General features: G+C 71.7%; 14 protein-coding genes. 12 read left to right on the top strand and 2 right to left on the bottom strand.

All coding sequences use genetic code 11. From position 1 onward, the window contains the following. Positions 1-24 precede the first annotated feature (24 nt). From ACFZDC_RS07625 to ACFZDC_RS07590, 8 genes are all read left to right on the top strand, one after another. On the top strand, positions 25-1,626 hold the full coding sequence (locus ACFZDC_RS07625) for a long-chain-fatty-acid--CoA ligase (RefSeq protein WP_391321162.1): 1,602 nt from the start codon (positions 25-27) through the stop codon (positions 1,624-1,626). Positions 1,627-1,664: 38 nt separating this feature from the next. Beyond that, entirely contained in the window at positions 1,665-2,663 is a 999-nt protein-coding gene (locus ACFZDC_RS07620; protein ID WP_391321159.1) for an LLM class flavin-dependent oxidoreductase, read from the top strand. Between the two features lie 29 nt (positions 2,664-2,692). Next, positions 2,693-3,460, top strand: a complete 768-nt coding sequence (locus ACFZDC_RS07615; protein WP_391321569.1) for a thioesterase domain-containing protein — start codon at positions 2,693-2,695, stop codon at positions 3,458-3,460. Positions 3,461-3,610: 150 nt separating this feature from the next. Beyond that, positions 3,611-5,080, top strand: a complete 1,470-nt coding sequence (locus tag ACFZDC_RS07610) for an MFS transporter (protein ID WP_391321157.1) — start codon at positions 3,611-3,613, stop codon at positions 5,078-5,080. Between the two features lie 244 nt (positions 5,081-5,324). Continuing rightward, complete coding sequence (locus ACFZDC_RS07605; protein WP_391321155.1) at positions 5,325-6,518, top strand: cytochrome P450; 1,194 nt, start codon at positions 5,325-5,327, stop codon at positions 6,516-6,518. Between the two features lie 200 nt (positions 6,519-6,718). Further along, positions 6,719-7,669, top strand: coding sequence for a diacylglycerol kinase family protein (locus ACFZDC_RS07600; protein ID WP_391321153.1), 951 nt, complete (start codon positions 6,719-6,721; stop codon positions 7,667-7,669). Between the two features lie 63 nt (positions 7,670-7,732). Then, positions 7,733-8,101, top strand: a complete 369-nt coding sequence (locus tag ACFZDC_RS07595) for a nuclear transport factor 2 family protein (protein WP_391321151.1) — start codon at positions 7,733-7,735, stop codon at positions 8,099-8,101. Between the two features lie 109 nt (positions 8,102-8,210). Next, the gene (locus ACFZDC_RS07590; protein ID WP_391321149.1) at positions 8,211-9,779 is read left to right on the top strand and encodes an MmgE/PrpD family protein; all 1,569 of its coding nucleotides are present in this window, start codon (positions 8,211-8,213) and stop codon (positions 9,777-9,779) included. A gap of 32 nt (positions 9,780-9,811) precedes the next feature. Here ACFZDC_RS07590 and ACFZDC_RS07585 read toward each other — a convergent pair whose 3' ends face one another. Next, complete coding sequence (locus ACFZDC_RS07585; protein WP_391321147.1) at positions 9,812-11,092, bottom strand: NB-ARC domain-containing protein; 1,281 nt, start codon at positions 11,090-11,092, stop codon at positions 9,812-9,814. Next, entirely contained in the window at positions 11,089-11,886 is a 798-nt protein-coding gene (locus tag ACFZDC_RS07580; RefSeq protein WP_391321145.1) for a UTRA domain-containing protein, read from the bottom strand. The genes ACFZDC_RS07585 and ACFZDC_RS07580 overlap by 4 nt, the downstream gene beginning before the upstream one ends. Positions 11,887-12,203: 317 nt before the next feature. Between ACFZDC_RS07580 and ACFZDC_RS07575 the strand changes: the two genes are divergently transcribed. The 4 genes from ACFZDC_RS07575 to ACFZDC_RS07560 all read left to right on the top strand — a co-directional run bounded on the left by ACFZDC_RS07575 (position 12,204) and on the right by ACFZDC_RS07560 (position 16,897). Then, the gene (locus ACFZDC_RS07575) at positions 12,204-13,481 is read left to right on the top strand and encodes an extracellular solute-binding protein (protein WP_391321143.1); all 1,278 of its coding nucleotides are present in this window, start codon (positions 12,204-12,206) and stop codon (positions 13,479-13,481) included. Positions 13,482-13,572: 91 nt separating this feature from the next. Continuing rightward, entirely contained in the window at positions 13,573-14,574 is a 1,002-nt protein-coding gene (locus ACFZDC_RS07570; RefSeq protein WP_391321141.1) for an ABC transporter permease subunit, read from the top strand. Further along, positions 14,571-15,401, top strand: coding sequence for an ABC transporter permease subunit (locus ACFZDC_RS07565; RefSeq protein WP_391321138.1), 831 nt, complete (start codon positions 14,571-14,573; stop codon positions 15,399-15,401). Before ACFZDC_RS07570 ends, ACFZDC_RS07565 begins: the two co-directional genes overlap by 4 nt. Before the next feature lie 8 nt (positions 15,402-15,409). Beyond that, positions 15,410-16,897: a glycoside hydrolase family 3 N-terminal domain-containing protein gene (locus tag ACFZDC_RS07560; protein ID WP_391321136.1), complete on the top strand. Its 1,488-nt coding sequence runs from the start codon at positions 15,410-15,412 to the stop codon at positions 16,895-16,897. The last annotated feature ends 175 nt before the right edge of the window (positions 16,898-17,072 follow it).

Below are 17,072 nucleotides of genomic sequence, written 5' to 3'. Positions count from 1 at the left end.
TCACGCAAGGGACGGGAAACCACGATGACTGAGATACCGAGGGAGCGCTGGACGCTCCACCACTCCGCCCGGGCCCACGCCGGGAGCCGCCCGGACCACCCGGCGATCGTCTGCGAGGGCCGGGTCACCACCTACGAGAAGCTGCACCGCGACAGCAACCGCGCCGCACACGCCCTGCGCACCAGCGGGGTCGGGCGCGGCGACCGGGTCGCCTACCTGGGCCGCGAGTCGGCCACCTACTACCTGGTGATGATCGCCTGCGCCAAGGCGGGCGCCGTCCTGGTGCCGGTCAACTGGCGGCTCACCCCGAGCGAGGTCGACCACATCCTGCGCGACTCCGGCGCCGCCCTGATCTTCGTCGACGACGAGTTCTGGGACACCGTCGCCACCGTCCGGCACCAGCTGCGCGGGCTGCACCGGGTGATCCGGGTCGACGGCACCGACGCCGACGGCGAACCCGCCCGCGGCGCGGGCCTGCTCGCCTGGGCCGCCGACCAGCCCGACACCGACCCCGCCCCCGGCACCGGTCCGGACGACGCGGTCATCCAGATCTACACCAGCGGCACCACCGGCCTGCCCAAGGGCGCGGTCCTCGCCCACCGCAGCTTCTTCACGCTGCCGCACGCCAGCCGCGAGCACGGCGTGGACTGGATCGACTGGCTGCCCGAGGACGTGGCCCTGATCTCGCTGCCGGGCTTCGGCGTGGCCGGCATCGGCTGGTTCCTGCACACCTTCAACGCCGGCGGCACGAACGTGATCATGCCGCAGTTCGACCCGCAGGAGGCCGTACGCCTCATCCGCGCCCACCGCGTCACCACCACCTTCGCCGCCCCGGCCATGCTGCAGGCGATGGCGGCCGAACGCGGCGCGGGCCCCGAGGCGTTCGCGTCGCTGCGCAAGATCGCCTACGGTGCGGCGCCCATGTCCGAGACGCTGCTCAAGCAGTGCCTGGAGACCTACCGCTGCGAGTTCGCCCAGATCTACGCGAGCACCGAGACCGGCAGCGTGGCCGTCTGCCTGCCACCCGAGGCCCACCACCCCGGCAGCCCCGTGCTCACCTCCGTCGGCAAGCCCTGCCCCGGGAACGAGATCAAGGTGATCGGCCCCGACGGCGAGACGCTCCCGCCCGGCGCCATCGGCCAGATCTGCGTCCGCGCCCCCTCCCGGATGCTCGGCTACTGGAACCTGCCCGAGGCCACCGCCCGCACCCTGGTGGGGGAGTGGCTGCACATGGGCGACGCCGGCTACCTGGACGCGGACGGCTACCTCCACCTGTGCGACCGCATCAACGACACGATCATCGTGGCCGGCCAGAACATCTACCCGGCCGAGGTCGAGAAGGCACTGGCCGCACACCCGGCCGTCGCGGACGCCGCCGTCGTCGGCCTTCCCGACGACCGCTGGGGGGAGAGCGTGCACGCGGTGGTGGTGCTCAGGCCCGGCGCGAGCGCCACACCCCGCGAACTCCTGCTGTCCCTGCGGGGCCGGATCGCCGACTACAAGATCCCGGGCACGTACCACTTCAGCGAGTCGCTGCCCCGTAACCCGTCGGGCAAGATCCTGCGCCGCGCGGTGCGGGATCAGCTGACGGCACCGGCCAGGGATCCGCTCGCGAGCACCGTATGACGTCATCCCCGAAGCCCATGTTGGAGAGGGACTTGTCCATGAGCACCGAGCCCCTGCGGATCGGCATCCTGCTCCCCACCCGGGAGCAGGCCATCAACGGCACCTACGCGGCCGCCCCCCTGCTGGACTTCGCCCGGCAGGCCGAGGCCCTCGGGTTCGACTCCCTGTGGGCCGGGGACTCGCTGACCGCCCGCCCCCGCCTCGACCCCCTCGTCGTGCTCTCGGCCGCAGCGGCGGCGACCCGGCGCATCACCGTCGGCACCGCGGCCCTCACCCCCGCCCTCCGCCACCCCCTCATCGGCGCCAACATGGTCGCGAGCCTCAGCCATGTCGCCGCCGACCGGCTGATCCTCGGCCTCGGCTCGGGCTTCCCCATGGCCGAGACCGAGGAGGAGTTCGCCTCCGTCGGCGCCTCCTTCCAGGGCCGGGTCGGGCGCCTGGACGAGATCACCGCCCTGTGGCGCACGGCGTGGCGCTCCGGCGAGGAGGGGGAACCCACCGAGTTCCAGGGGAAGTACTGGCAGCCGGAGAACCTGGACCGGCTCCCCGCACCCGCGGTCCCCGGCGGACCGCCCCTGTGGCTGGCCGGCAGCGACACCCCCAAGGTGCTCGCCCGCGCGGCGACCCGCTACGACGGCTGGCTGCCCTTCCTCCCGGATGTCGACGCCTACGCCCGCGCCCGCCGCCGTATCGCCGAACTCGCCGCGGAGGCGGGCCGCGCGGTCACCCCCGCGCTGTACGCCACGGTGACGGTCAACGGCGACGAGAGCGCGGCCCGGGCCGAACTCGAGCACTACATCAGCCACTACTACGGCCGCTCCCTGGAACAGATGCGCGGCATCCAGGCCTACGCCTGGGGCAGCGCCGAGAAGTGCGCCGAGTGGCTCGGCGACTACGTCCGCGCCGGTGCCCGGCACCTGGTCGTACGGATCGGATCCCTGGACCCCGAGCCGCAGTTGAAGGAGATCGCCGAGGTGCTGCTGCCCGCGGTACGCGCCCTCGGCCCGTCCACCACCGTTGGGAGTACGCAGTCGTGACCACCGCCATCGGCACCATCGGCCGGCAGATGTCCAGCGAGGGGCACTGGTTCCACCCCGTGGAGCCCTCGCCCGACGCCTCGATCCGGCTGTTCCTGCTGCCCCATGCGGGCAGCGGCGCCATCATCTACCGGGACTGGGAACGCCTGCTGCCGCCGGACATCTCCCCGCAGGCCGTCACCCTGCCCGGCCGTCACAACCGCCGGGACGAGCCGACCTACGAGGAGTTCTGGCCGCTGCTCGACGCCCTGCACGAGGCGGTGCTCAACGATCTCGACGAGCGCCCGTTCGCGTTCTTCGGCCACTGCCTCGGCGCCCAGCTGGCGTTCCGGCTGGCGATCCGGATGGAGGAGGAGGGCGGCCCGGTACCGGCGATGGTCGGGATGTCCGGCTGGTCGCCCGAGGGCTTCTTCCAGCCGACGGAGGAGCAGAGCCGGATGCCGGAACCCGAACTGGTCGAGTGGATCAAGAGGTTGGGGTCGTTCCCGGCCGAGATCTACGACAACCCGGAGATGCTCGCCCTGGTCGTGCCCGCACTCCGCGCCGACCTCAGGGTCGCCGCCCAGTACGAGGACGACGGCGCCGGCGTCCGCTGCCCGCTCGCCTCCTACGGCGGCCGCAGCGACCCGCTCCAGGAGGCCCCGGACGCCATGACCCACTGGGCCGGGCGCACCCCCACGTACCTGGGCCACAACGAGTACGAGGGCGGCCACTTCTACATCGACACCCACGCCCAGGCCGTCACCGCGCACTTCGCGCACCGTCTGCAGCGAGTCGTCGCCACCGCCGTGAGCTGAGCGAACGAGGCCGTGTCAGCGCCGTGTCAGCAGGGTGCGGGACAGTCACCCGATGAGCGCCGTACCGGGTGCCGTCCCGTGCCCTGCCGTGCGTCGCGCACCCCCTCGGCCCCAATTCCACCAGCGCGAAACGACCTAGGAGGGTCGTCCATGACCACCGAAGCGGAACTGACCGGCAGCGCGGCCTCGGCCGCACCGCCACCGGACATCGAGGAGGCCGCGGGCGCACCCGCCTGGGGCGCGCTCCTGGTCGTGCTGGCCGGCCTGTTCATCACCAACCTCGACTTCTTCATCGTCAACGTGGCCATCCCCTCCCTGCAGCAGGGGATGCACGCCACCAGCGCCGAGATCCAGCTGGTCGCCGCCACCTTCAACATCGGCCTCTCCGCCATGCTCATCACCGGCGGGCGGCTCGGCGACCTCTACGGTCGCCGGCGCATCTTCTCCATCGGCCTCGCCCTGTTCACGCTCGCCTCGCTGGCGTGCGGCATCGCGCCCAACATGGGCGAGCTGATCGCGGCGCGCGCGGTGCAGGGCGCCGCGGCCGCGCTGGTCATCCCGCAGGTCCTCGGCATCCTGACCACGGCCTACTCGGGCAAGGCCCGGGTCGCCGCGTTCAACGCCTACGGCCTGGCCCTCGGCGCCTCGGCCGTCTTCGGCCAGCTGATCGGCGGCCTGCTGATCAAGGCGGACGTGTTCGGCTGGGACTGGCGGACCATCTTCCTGATCAACGTGCCGATCGGCGCGGTGGTCCTGCTGCTGACCCCCAAGGTGGTGCCCGAGTCCCGGGCCGACGGCCGCACCGGACTCGACCTGACCGGTGTGGTCCTGGTGACCGCCGGACTCACCGCCGTCGTGCTGCCGCTGGTCGAGGGCCGCGAGCAGGGCTGGCCCACCTGGACCTGGGAGTGCCTGGTCGCCGCCGTGCCGCTGCTGGCCGCGTTCTGGTACACCCAGCGCCGCAAGGCCGCCCGCGGCAGGTCGCCGCTGGTCAACCCGAGCCTGTTCGAGGACCGCGCGTTCGGCGTGGGCGTGGTCTCCCTGCTGGTGTTCTTCGCCGCGATGGCCTCCTTCTTCCTGGTCCTCGCGCTGTACCTGCAGGAGGGCCGGGGCCAGTCCGCGCTGCGGTCCGGGCTGCTGTTCATCCCGCTCGGCCTCGGCTTCTTCATCGGCTCGGTGCAGGCGCCGAAGGCCGCGGCCAAGCTGGGCAAGCAGGTTCTGGCCCTGGGGGCGGTGCTGCTGGCGGCGGGTGACGTGGCGCTGGCCGAGACCGTGTGGCACCTGGACACCAGCGGCTCCGTCGCCTGGTGCATTCCGGCCATGGTGCTCGGCGGGTTCGGCATGGGCTTCGTCGTCGCCCCGCTCACCTCGCTGGTCCTGGAGGGCGTGGCCCCGCACCACGCGGCCGCCGCGTCCGGTGTCTTCTCCACCGCCCAGGAGATGGGCAATGCCATTGGCATCGCGGTGATCGGCGTGGTCTTCTTCAGCGTCGCCGGCCACCGCGTCGACGCCCACTCCTACGCCCACGCCTTCGGCACCAGCCTGCTGGTCCAGGCGGGAATCTGCGTCCTGGTGGCGGCACTGGTGCAGGCGCTGCCGCGCGGGACGGAAGCGTCCTGAGCCGGGTGCGTGGGGGCGCTGGAAACACGCTGAGGGGCGCGGGGGACCGCGCCACCGGCCCCCGGGCACCGGCACTCGCCACCGGACCTCACACGCACGGCGATTAGTGCAACTCTGAACGACGGGCACGCGGAAACAGGAACCTCCGCGTGCCCGTCAGCCGTGCGTCAGAACCAGGTCAGCCACCTCCTCCACGATGGCCGAAACAACCCGCCCCATTTCAGCCGGACCAACGGAGGAAACCATGACTGACTCCTGCGAGCCCCTTCCAGCCTGGCCCATGCCCCGGTCCTGCCCGTACGGCCCCCCGGACGCGTACGAGGACCTCCGCAAGGAGCCCCCGCTGAAGGTGCGCATACGCGGCGGCGAGGCGTGGCTGGTCACCCGGCACGCGGACGTTCGCCGGGTGCTCAACGACAACCGCTTCAGCGCGGACGACCAGAAGCCCGGCTTCCCGATCCGGATCCAGCTGCCGCCGGAGCCCGGCGTGATGTCGTTCAACCGCATGGACGACCCCGAGCACGGCCGGCTGCGCCGCATGGCGATGACCGAGTTCACCGCCCGCCGCACCCGTGCCCTGCGCCCCGAGGTGGAACTCCTCGTCGAGCAGCTGCTGGACGAGCTGGAGCGGGGCCCCCGCCCGGTCGACCTGGTGGAGAACTTCGCGGTGCGGCTGCCCTCGCTGGTCATCGCCCGGATGCTCGGCGTCCCCGAGGAGGACGAGGCGACGTTCACCGAACAGAGCCGGGTCATCCTCTCCCAGGACGCGACGCCCGAGGAGACGTACGGCGCGTTCGTGGAGATGAGCCAGTTCCTGGACCGGCTGGCCGCGCAGCGCACCGCGGACCCCAAGGACGACCTGATCAGCCGGCTGGCCACCCGCTATGTGGCGAGCGGGGAGCTGAGCCACCAGGAACTGGTGGCCATGGCCCGGTTCTTCCTGGTGGCAGGGCACGAGACCTCCGCCCACCAGATCAGCCTGAGCGTCCTCAGCCTGCTGCGCGACCCGGACCAGCTGGCCGAACTGCGCGCCGAACCCGCCCTGTTCAAGCCGGCCGTCGAGGAACTGCTGCGCTACTGGTCCATCTCGCAGGACAACCAGGTGCGGGCCGCGGTGGCCGACGTCGAGCTAAGCGGGGCGCACATCCGCAAGGGCGAGGGCGTGATCGTGGCGATCCCTGGCGCCAACCACGACGAATCGGTCTACCCCGACCCGGGCCGCCTGGACATCCACCGCAACGCCTCCGGCCACCTCGCCTTCGGCTTCGGCGCACACCTGTGCCCCGGCGCCTCGCTGGCCCGCATGGAGCTGGAGGTGTGCCTGAGCCGGCTCTTCGCCCGCTTCCCGACGCTCCGCCTGGCCATCCCCGTCGAGGACGTCCGCTTCCGCGAGAACACCCTCGTCTACGGCTTGGAGGAGCTCCCCGTCACCTGGTGACGGCCGCTCCACCCGGCTGACAGGAGGGCCGTGCCCCACCACGACCCCGCCTCCCTCCCGGCCGGCCCGTCCACCCCCCGTACCGCGTCAGCACCACGTCAGCCCCGTGACAGCGCCCCCCGGCAGAGTGGGGATCGCCGCGACGCCGGGGCGCACCAGCCCGGTCCTGCGGTGCCGTCCGACGAAGGAGTACGCCCGACATGGCAGACACCGCAGCCCCGGCTCCCACCCGGGCACTCGTCCTTGGCAACCCCGCATCCGGCAGTCACTCGCGCGAACTGGTCGAGGAAGTACGGCAGTTGTGCGCCTCCTACCTGGAGCGCGCCGAGGTGCACCGCACCACGGGACCGGGTGATGCCACCGTCGCCGTGCGCCGGGCCCTGCAGCGGCCGGCCGGGGCGCCCGACCTGATCGTCGTGATCGGGGGCGACGGCACCGTTCGCGAGGCCGTGCAGGGCCTGGTGCCCGTCACCGGGAACGCCACCCTCGCGGTGGTGCCCGGCGGCACCGGCAACTCCGGGTACAAGATGCTGTGGGGCGACCGGCCCTGGAGCGAGTCCCTGAAGGCGATCCTGACCGACCACGGCATAGGTGGCAGCGCCCGCCTGCGCCGCCTGGATCTGGGCCGCCTCGCCGAGACCCGCAACTACGTCTACCTGGGCGCCTGTTCGGGCGTGATCGCCGATGCGCTGATCACCGCCCGGGGCCTGCCGCTGACCGGACGCGAGCGCTACGCCCGCGCGTTCGCCGACACGGCCGCCGGCTACGAGCCGTACCCGGGCCGGGTCACCGTCGACGGCCGGGTCGTGCACGAGGGCCCCACGGTCCTCGCCAACGTCGGCGGCGGCCGGTACCGCGGCGGCCGGTTCCTGGTGCTGCCGGACTCGCTGCTCGACGACGGACTGCTCGACGTCTGCGTCATCGGCGGCGGGATCGCCGCGGCCGACGTACCCGAACTGACCCTGACCGCCGCGCACATGGACCACCGGGCGACCGTGTACGCGCGCGGCCGCAGGATCACCGTCGAGCGCACCGACGGCCACCGGCTGCCGCTGGAGCACGACGGCGAGTACCAGCACGGCATCGGCGCCTCGGCCACCTTCGAGGTGCTCCCCGGAGCCCTCCCGGTCTGGGCGCCGGCCACCCCCTGAAGCCCGTACGAAGCCACCTGTCCGAAGAACAAGTCACAGCACGTCACAGAGGAGAACGCCCGCATGAGCGACCTGACCACCACCGTCTCCCGCTACCTCGACATCTGGAACGAGGCGGACGCCGACAAGCGCGCCGCGGCCATCGCCGAGCTGTTCACCGCCGACGCCCCGTACATCGACCCGCTCGCGGCGGTCGAGGGTCACGAGGGCTTCGCGGCCGTGGTGGCCGGTGCCCGCGACCAGTTCAAGGGCCTCGCCTTCGAGCTGCACGGCACCGTCGACGCCCACCACAACCAGGCCCGCTTCCAGTGGGGCCTGGTGACCGAGCCGGGTGCCGAGCCGATCGCCATCGGCTTCGACGTCCTGGTCACCGACGACGAGGGCAGGATCAAGGCCGTCTACGGCTTCCTGGACAAGGTCCCGGCCGCCTGAGCACGGCACTCACCGCGGGAGCACCGGCTCGCCGGTGCTCCCGCAGTCGTGTTCCGAGCAGTCGTGTTCCCGCCCTCGACGCACGCACGGCAAGGAAGGTAGCCGCCTCATGACCGCTGTCCTCGGGGAGAGCGTCGCCCGGTCCCTGTGCGCCGACTGGGCCGAGCAGGCACACACCCTGCCCAGGGCCGCCCGCGGCCGCGCGCCCGCCGACACCCCGCTGCGCGAACTCTCGCACTGGGCGGCCGCCTTGCGCCCGCAGCACATCCCGTGCCGGGTGCTGAAGCTCGCCGCGAGCCAGGTGCTGTCGCAGATCGCCTCCATCCGGGCCGGTCTCCAGCACCCCCTCGGCAGAAAGCTGGTGGCGGCCTTCGGGCACCCCATGCAGCGCGACCCGCGGCAGGCCGCGGGCGTCTTCGCCGCCCTCGGTTCCTGGCTCAACCTGGACGACACCGCGTACGCCGGACACCTGTCCAACTCCACGGTCGCGGTCCCGCTCGCCTTCGCCTACGCCCGCCAGCTGGACGGACCGTCGCTGCTCAGCGCGGTGGTCGTGGCCAACGAGTGCGCGGCCCGCATCACCGCCTCCGCGACCCTGGGCCCGCTGCGCGGGCAGAGCGCCGTGCACACCCACCTGGCCGGCGCGGTCGCCGGCCGCCTGCACTGCGACCGGGCCCCCGCCACCCTCTTCGAGAACGCCTTCGGACTGGCCTTCGCCATGCCCAACTGGCCGCTGATGCGCGCCTTCCTGGCCAGCGACGCCCGGCTGTTCAACACCTTCACCCCGGTGCGCACCGCGATGGACGCCTGCGACGCGGCGTACGCCGGGCTGCGCGGTGCCCCGGACATCATGGAGCACAGCGACGGCTTCCTGGCCCGGTTCGCGACCGTGCCGCTGCCGCAGGCGGTGGCCAAGGGGCTGGGCCACCGCTGGCACACCGACACGCTGTCGTTCAAGATGCATCCCGGCGGCCCCGGCATCGACGCGGCCGTGGACTGCGCCGCCGAGATCCACAAGGAACTCGGCGCCGTCAGGCCGCAGGACGTGGCCGAAGTGATCGTGGAGGCCTCCCTGTACACGCTGTTCGCGGGGGAGCGGGCCGCCCAGTACGTCACCGGCCCCGGCTCCCCGCTGGGCGCACTGGTCCTGGACGTGCCCTACCCGGTCGCCACCACCCTGCTCACCGGCGAGTTCTCGGTGGACGACTTCTCCCCGCCGTCTCTGGACGACCCCGACCGCTGGGCGCTGGCGAAGCGGATACGGCTGGAGCACGACACGGAGATGACCCGTGAACTGTTCCTGTCCGACGCGCCCTTCGGCGAGGCCGTGCGCGAGGCCGGCGAGCTGGCCGTGCCATGGCTGCGCGGTTTCGGCGGGGACGAACTAGTCGACCTGATCGGCGCGTTGCAGACCGACGACCGGGACTTCTCCCGGTCCACCAAGGCCACCGGCGCCCGGGTCACCGTACGGCTGACGGACGGCCGTACGGTCTCCCGCACCCGGCTGATACCGGTGGGCGCCGCCGGTCCCGAGACCCGGGCGGGCCACGCCGACCTGGTACGGGAGAAGTTCCTTTCGGTGGGCGGTTCGCAGCAGGTGGCCGACACCGTCGACCGCCTGCACCGGATGCGTCCGCGGGCGGTGCGCCGCTGGATCGAGACGGCGTTCCTGGACTGAAGCGCGGCTGCGCGCAGGTCGTACGACGTTCCCTACAGGCCGTGCAGGTGCCGCGTGCGGGGCAGTGCGGTGCTGTGCGCCGCGTACAGGCGTACCGCGTCGTACAGGCGGTAGCGGATGCGCCCGTCCCGGTCCGGTTCGCCGGCCCGGATCATCTGGCGGTGCAGCAGCTCCTCGAGCAGGTCCACGGCAAGCCGCCGGGACGGCGTCACCCGGGTCGTCATCTCGTGAAAACCGAAGTCCCCCTGCACGGCCGCCAGTTGCCGAAGGGCGATGCGTAACGGGGGCGGCAGTGAGCGGTAGTAGGCTCTCACGCTGGCGAGCAGGGACAGGTCCCCGACGCACAGGGAGCGCAGCCGGTCCCGCTCGTCCGCCAGCCGGTCCGCGAGGTCGCCCAGACAGCGGTGCGGGCGCGCCGTGAGCCACAGGCCCGCGATGTGCAGGGCCAGCGGCAGCCCCGCGCAGGACTTCACGATGCTCAGCGCCGCCGGCCGCTCCGCCCCGGTACGGGCGGCACCCACCAGATCGGCCAGCATCCGGTAGGAGGTCCCAGGGTCCAGTGGGCCGATCGGACGGCAAAACCGCTCCGGCAGTGCGGACAGTTCACGGCGCGCGGCCACCAGTACGGCGCTGCGCCCGCCGTCCACGAGCAGCGGCCGGACCTGCGCCTCGGAGACGGCATTGTCGAGGACCACGAGCACCCGCCGGCTGCTGAGCGCGTCCCGCAGCCGGGCGCGAGCCTCCTCCGGGTCCCGCGCGGCGCAGGCGTCGCCGAGGGAGCGCAGGACGCGGTGGACCAGCAGGTCCGAGGTGAAGGGGAGGCCGGACGCGGAGTGCAGGTCGACGAAGACCTGCCCGTCCGGGAACCGGTCGCGCACCGCGTGGGCGGTGTGCAGGACCAGCGCGGTCTTTCCGGCGCCCGGGGGCCCCACGACGACGGCGGGTCCGCCGGGTCCGGGGAGGCGGGCCGTCAGCGCTTCGGTGAGCCGCTCCCGTCCGACGAGGCGGCGGCGGGGTGCCGCGGGCAGTTCGGCCGGCACGGCCCGCCCCGCCCACGCGGCCGGCCGGTCGCCCCGGGGCAGCCGTAACAGCTGCCGCACCTCACCGGGTGACAGCCCGAGCGCCTCGGCGAGCAGGACGAGCGACTGCCTGCGGGGTCGGGCGGTGCGCCCGGTCTCCAGATTGCGTATGGCCCGCACGCTCAGCCCCGACCGCACCGCGAGCTCGTCCTGCGTGAGACAGGCCGCCTCCCGCGCCCGCACCAGCGCGACGGCGAGGCTCGGCCCGGGCCCGGCGGGGTGCGGAACGCTCACCCGTTCTCCCGGACGCGCCCGCCGGACGAACCCGCCACCGGACGGCGCAGCGCGGCGACGAACTTGTAGCGGGAGCCCCGGTACACCGAGCGCACCCATTCCACCGGTGTGCCCTCGGCGTCCCGCGAGTGCCGGGACAGCAGCAGCATCGGCAGGCCCACGTCGGTGGCGAGCAGGTGGGCCTCGCGCGGCGTCGACAGCGAGGTCTCGATCGTCTCGTCGGCCTCCACGAGATGGACGCCGTACACCTCGGCGAGAGCCGTGTACAGCGACGGGTACGTCGCCAGTGACCGGCGCAGCCCGGGAAAGCGCCGCGCCGACAGGTGGGTCGTCTCGATCGCCATCGGATCGCCGCTGGCCAGCCGCAGCCGCTCGATGCGCAGGACGCGTTCGCCGACATCGATGCCGAGGAGGCCCGAGAGCTTCGCGGCCGCCGCGACCTCGCCGATGTCCAGGACCTGCGAGGCCGGCTCCAGGCCCTGGGCGCGCATGTCCTCGGTGTGCGAGGTGAGTTGGAGGGTCCGGTACAGCTTGGGCTGGGCGACGAAGGTGCCCTTGCCCTGGATGCGGTCGAGCCGGCCCTCCCCGACCAGCTCCTGCAGCGCCTGCCTGATGGTGGTGCGCGAGGTGCCGAACCGGACGGCGAGCAGCCGCTCCGCGGGCATGGCCGAGCCCGGCTCGAGCGCCTGCGTGATCTCCAGCACCTGCTGTTTGATCCGGTAGTACTTCGGCACGCGCGCGGCGCGGCGGGGCGCCCCCTTGGGGTGCTGGGCGCTGCTGACGTCGGTGGCCATGCCTGCCTTCCCGGCCGAGGGTGTGGGGGCTCCCGTTATAGCGACCAACTGCCCTATGGTCTAGTCCAACTGATGCGGGAGGTCTAGTCCAGCAGGCGCGCCGCCGCCGAGGGGCCGGAGGCACTCCCGGTGACTTTCTCGTAACGGCCGGATCGCCTTCCGGAACCACCCTTGACACCTCAAAAGGTCTAGGCCAAGCTCCACCGTACTGGTCTACACCATTAGTGGCCAGGTCCCGAGCCCTACGTGCAACAGCGTCGTACGCAGGTCACCGCCGAGGGCGTGGGGGGATAAGTGGCATCCCTGAGGAGGGTGGCGTGAAGCGCAAGCTGGCTGCCGCGATCGTGATCGCGGGCATGATGGTCTCCGTCTCGGCGTGCGGCGACGACGGCAAGGACACGGGGAAGAACGCGGGACCGGACAGCTTCAAGGGTCAGACGCTGACGGTCTGGACGATGGACGGCTCGGCGCCGCCCCAGTGGTCCAAGGACGTGCAGGCCGCCTTCGAGAAGAAGACCGGCGCCAAGCTGAAGTTCGAGGTCCAGAAGTGGGACGGGATCCAGCAGAAGATCACCACCGCCCTCTCCGAGTCCAACCCGCCGGACGTCCTCGAGGTCGGCAACACCCAGACCCCGGCCTACGCCGCCACGGGTGGCCTCGCCGAACTGGGCGACCTGAAGCAGCAGATTGGCTCGGACTGGACCCCGTCGGTCTCGCAGTCCTCCGTCTACGACGGCAAGCAGTACGCCGCTCCCTGGTACTTCGCCAACCGCGTCGTCATCTACAACAAGAAGATCTGGGCCAAGGCCGGCATCAAGGACACCCCGAAGACCCGGGACGCGTTCTTCCAGGACCTGGAGACCATCGGCAAGAAGACCGACGCCGAGCCGCTCTACCTGCCCGGCCAGAACTGGTACTTCTTCGACGGCCTGACCATCGGCCAGGGCGCCGACCTGGTGAAGAAGGAAGGCGACAAGTACGTCTCCAACCTCGGTGACCCCAAGGTCGCCGCGGCCATGACGATCTACAAGAAGTACGCCTCCTACTCCAAGGCCCCCAAGGACAAGGACGAGGCCACCCCGCAGCAGGCCCAGGTGTTCGCCAAGGGCAAGACCGGCGCCTTCATCGGCATGGGCTGGGAGGCCGGCACGGCGATCCAGGCCAACAAGGCCATCGAGAAGGACCTCGGCTACTTCACCATCCCCGGCGCGACGGCCGGCAAGCCCGAGGGCGTCTTCCTGGGCGGCTCCAACCTGGCGGTCGCCCAGGGCAGCAAGAAGCAGGCCCTGGCCAAGGAGTTCCTGAAGATCGCCCTCTCCGACCAGTACGAGGGCGAGCTGGCCAAGCTGAACGGCGTCATCCCGAACAAGCAGTCCCTGGAGACCAACCTCAAGGGCAACGCCGTCGCCGAGGCCGCCGCCCCGGGTGCCGCGGCCGGTGGTACCACCCCGCTGATCCCCGAGTGGGCCGCGGTGGAGAACACGCCGAACCCGATCAAGTCCTACATGACCGCGGTGCTCAACGGCAAGGCTCCCGCTGCCGCCGCCAAGGAGGTCGAGGGCGAGATCAACAAGCGCCTGGCCCAGCAGAACTGATGACCCGCGCCGGGGGCGTCGGCGGACGCCCCCGGCTCAGTCGTTCGTACGGCCGGTACGGCCAGTACCGCCACGGAAGAGATGGCAACTCATGTCAGTGCAGACCGAAGGCACGGACACGGCCGGGGAGCCCGCTGTCCGCAAGGCCCGGACACCGGCGCCGCTCGGGGGTGAGGACCGCACCTCCGGTTCCCCGTCCGGCCGCCGCGGTGCCACCGCCCCCTATCTGCTCCTGCTGCCCGCGCTGCTGGCCACAGTGGTCCTGCTCGGCTGGCCCCTGGTCAAGAACGGCATGCTGTCGTTCCAGAACCTCAACCCGCGGCAGCTCATCCAGCACCTCACCGAGTGGAACGGTGTCGGCAACTACCGCGACGTCCTGGCCGAGACGGAGTTCTGGCACGTCGTCGAGCGCTCCGTCGTCTTCACCGCCGCCAACGTCGTCCTGATCATGCTGCTCGGCACCCTGATCGGACTGCTGCTGGCCCGGCTCGGCAAGAAGATGCGGCTGCTGCTGATGGCGGGGCTCGTCCTCGCCTGGGCCATGCCCGTCATCGCGGCCACCACGGTCTACCAGTGGCTGTTCGCCCAGCGCTTCGGCGTCGTCAACTGGGTGCTGGACAAGCTCGGCCGGCACTCCATGGCCGACCACAACTGGCTCGAGACCCAGCTCTCCACCTTCGCCGTGGTCACCCTGCTGATCGTCTGGCAGTCGATCCCGTTCGTGGCGATCAACCTCTACGCCGCCACCACCACGATTCCCAAGGAGCTGTACGAGGCCGCGTCCCTGGACGGCGCGAACGCATGGAAGAGCTTCACCTCGGTGACCCTGCCCTTCCTGCGGCCGTTCCTCTACGCGACGACCTTCCTCGAGGTCATCTGGGTCTTCAAGTCGTTCGCGCAGATCTTCGCGATGAACCAGGGCGGACCCGACCACCTCACCGAGACCCTGCCGATCTACGCCTACGTCGAGGGCGTCGGCAACCAGCACTTCGGAGTCGGCGCCGCCATCTCGTTCCTGACCGTCCTGGTTCTGCTCGTCATCACCTCGTACTACCTGCGCATGGTGCTCAAGCAAGAGGAGGACGAGCTGTGAAGCGCTCGGTCTTCGGCCGTATCTGGCCCAACGCGACCGCCGTCGTCCTCTTCGTCGGCTTCGTGTTCCCCGTCTACTGGATGTTCGCCACGGCCTTCAAACCGACCGGCGACATCATCTCCGACGACCCGGTGTGGTTCCCGACCGACGTCACCTTCGGTCACTTCAAGAAGGCGATCGACGCCGACCACTTCTGGACCCTGGTGGGCAACTCCGTCACCGTCACAGTCCTGTCGGTCGTGTTCTCGCTCGTCATCGCCCTGTTCGCCGCCTTCACCCTCGCCCGGATGCGGTTCAAGGGCCGGCGCGGTCTCATCGTGACCTTCATGCTGGCGCAGATGGCCCCCTGGGAGGTCATGATCATCGCCATCTACATGATCGTCCGCGACAACGACATGCTCGACAGCCTCGTCCCGCTCACCGTCTTCTACACGATGATGGTGCTCCCCCTGACCATCCTGACGCTGCGCGGCTATGTCGCCGCCGTGCCCAAGGAGCTGGAGGAGTCGGCCATGGTCGACGGCTGCACCCGTATCCAGGCCTTCCGCAGGGTGATCTTCCCGCTGCTGGCGCCCGGACTCATGGCCACCTCGCTGTTCGGCTTCATCACCGCCTGGAACGAGTTCCCGCTCGTCCTGATCCTCAACAAGGACAACGAGAAACAGACCCTGCCGCTGTGGCTGTCCCAGTTCCAGACCGCCTTCGGCGACGACTGGGGCGCCACGATGGCCGCCTCGTCCCTGTTCGCGCTGCCGATCCTGATCCTCTTCATCCTCCTGCAACGCAAGGCCGTCAGCGGTCTGACCGACGGCGCCGTGAAGGGATGACACCGCCGATGACAACTCTTGCCACTGGCTCCGACACCCTCACCCGCGACGCCCTCGCCGTGCTGCAGCCGGGGTTCGACGGCACCAGCGCACCGGACTGGGTGCGCCGCCGCCTCGGCGAAGGGCTCGCCTCCGTCGCCCTGTTCGGCCGCAACGTCGTCACCGAGGAGCAGGTCACCGCGCTCACCGCCGAGCTGCGCGCCGAGCGGGACGACCTGCTCGTGGCCATCGACGAGGAGAGCGGCGACGTCACCCGCCTGGACGTCCGCACCGGCTCCTCCTTCCCGGGCAACCACGCCCTGGGCGCCGTCGACGACCCCGGCCTCACCCGGGGCGTGGCCCGCGAGCTGGGCCGGCGCCTGGCCGCCTGCGGCGTCAATTTCGACTGGGCGCCGTCTGCCGACGTCAACGCCAACCCGGACAACCCCGTCATCGGCGTGCGCTCCTTCGGCGCGGACACCGACCTGGTGGCCCGGCACACCGCCGCCTGGGTCGAGGGCCTGCAGTCCACGGGCGTCGCCGCGTGCACCAAGCACTTCCCCGGGCACGGGGACACCAACGTCGACTCCCATCACGCCGTCCCGCGCATCGACGTGGACGCCCAGACGCTGTACGAGCGCGAACTGCCCCCCTTCCGCGCCGCCATCGCGGCCGGCACCCGGGCCGTCATGAGCGCGCACATCCTCGTCCCCGCCCTCGACCCGGACCGCCCCGGCACCCTCTCCCGCCGGATCCTCACCGATCTGCTGCGCGGCGAACTCGGCTACCGGGGCCTGATCGTCACGGACGGCATGGAGATGCGGGCCATCTCCGGCACGTACGGCCTGGAGCACGGCGTGGTCCTCGCGATAGCGGCGGGCGCGGACGCGATCTGCGTCGGCGGCGGTCTGAGCGACGAGGCCACCGTGCTGAACCTGCGGGACGCGCTCGTGGCCGCCGTACGCTCCGGCGAGCTGCCCGAGGAGCGACTGGCCGACGCGGCGGCCCGGGTGCGGGCGCTGGCGCGGTGGACCGCCGAGGCGAGCCACGGCGCCGAAGCCGTCGTACCGGAACCGCAGATCGGCCTGGTCGCGGCCCGCCGTGCGCTGAGGGTGACCCGGGGCGCCTGCGCCGCGCCGGTGACGGAGCCGGTCTACGTCGCCCGGTTCAACCCGGCCCCGAACATCGCAGTCGGCGACGAGACTCCCTGGGGGGTGGCCGCCGAGCTGCGGCGGCTGCTGCCGGGCAGCACGGCCGGAACCTTCACCGGGCCCGACGCGGGCCGGGAGGCGCTCGCGGCGGCGAGCGGCCGCCGGGTCGTCGCCGTGGTCCGCGACGAGCACCGGCACGACTGGATGGGGTCCGCCCTGGACGCCCTGCTCGCCGGCCGCCCGGACACCGTGGTGGTCGAGATGGGCGTACCACAGGCCCCGCCGCGCGGCGCCCTGCACATCGCCACCCACGGCGCCGCCCGCGTCTGCGGTGTGGCGGCGGCGGAGGCCGTCGTCGCGGGCTGAACCGCACGGCCCGTCCCGCGGCCGGCACCGAGCGCCTCCCCGAGGCCCGGCGCCGGCCGTTTCCTTTGCCCAAAGGGCGGCAGTCTTGCGGCACTTGGGCGGCACTTTCCCGGGGGTACCGACCGGTAGTCGTTGACACCCGCAATTGGTCTAGTCCAGCTTGAGGGAGCACTTC

Source organism: Streptomyces sp. NPDC007905 (assembly GCF_042959345.1).
GTDB lineage: Bacteria > Actinomycetota > Actinomycetes > Streptomycetales > Streptomycetaceae > Streptomyces.
This window is presented reverse-complemented; position numbering and strand designations above follow the sequence as displayed.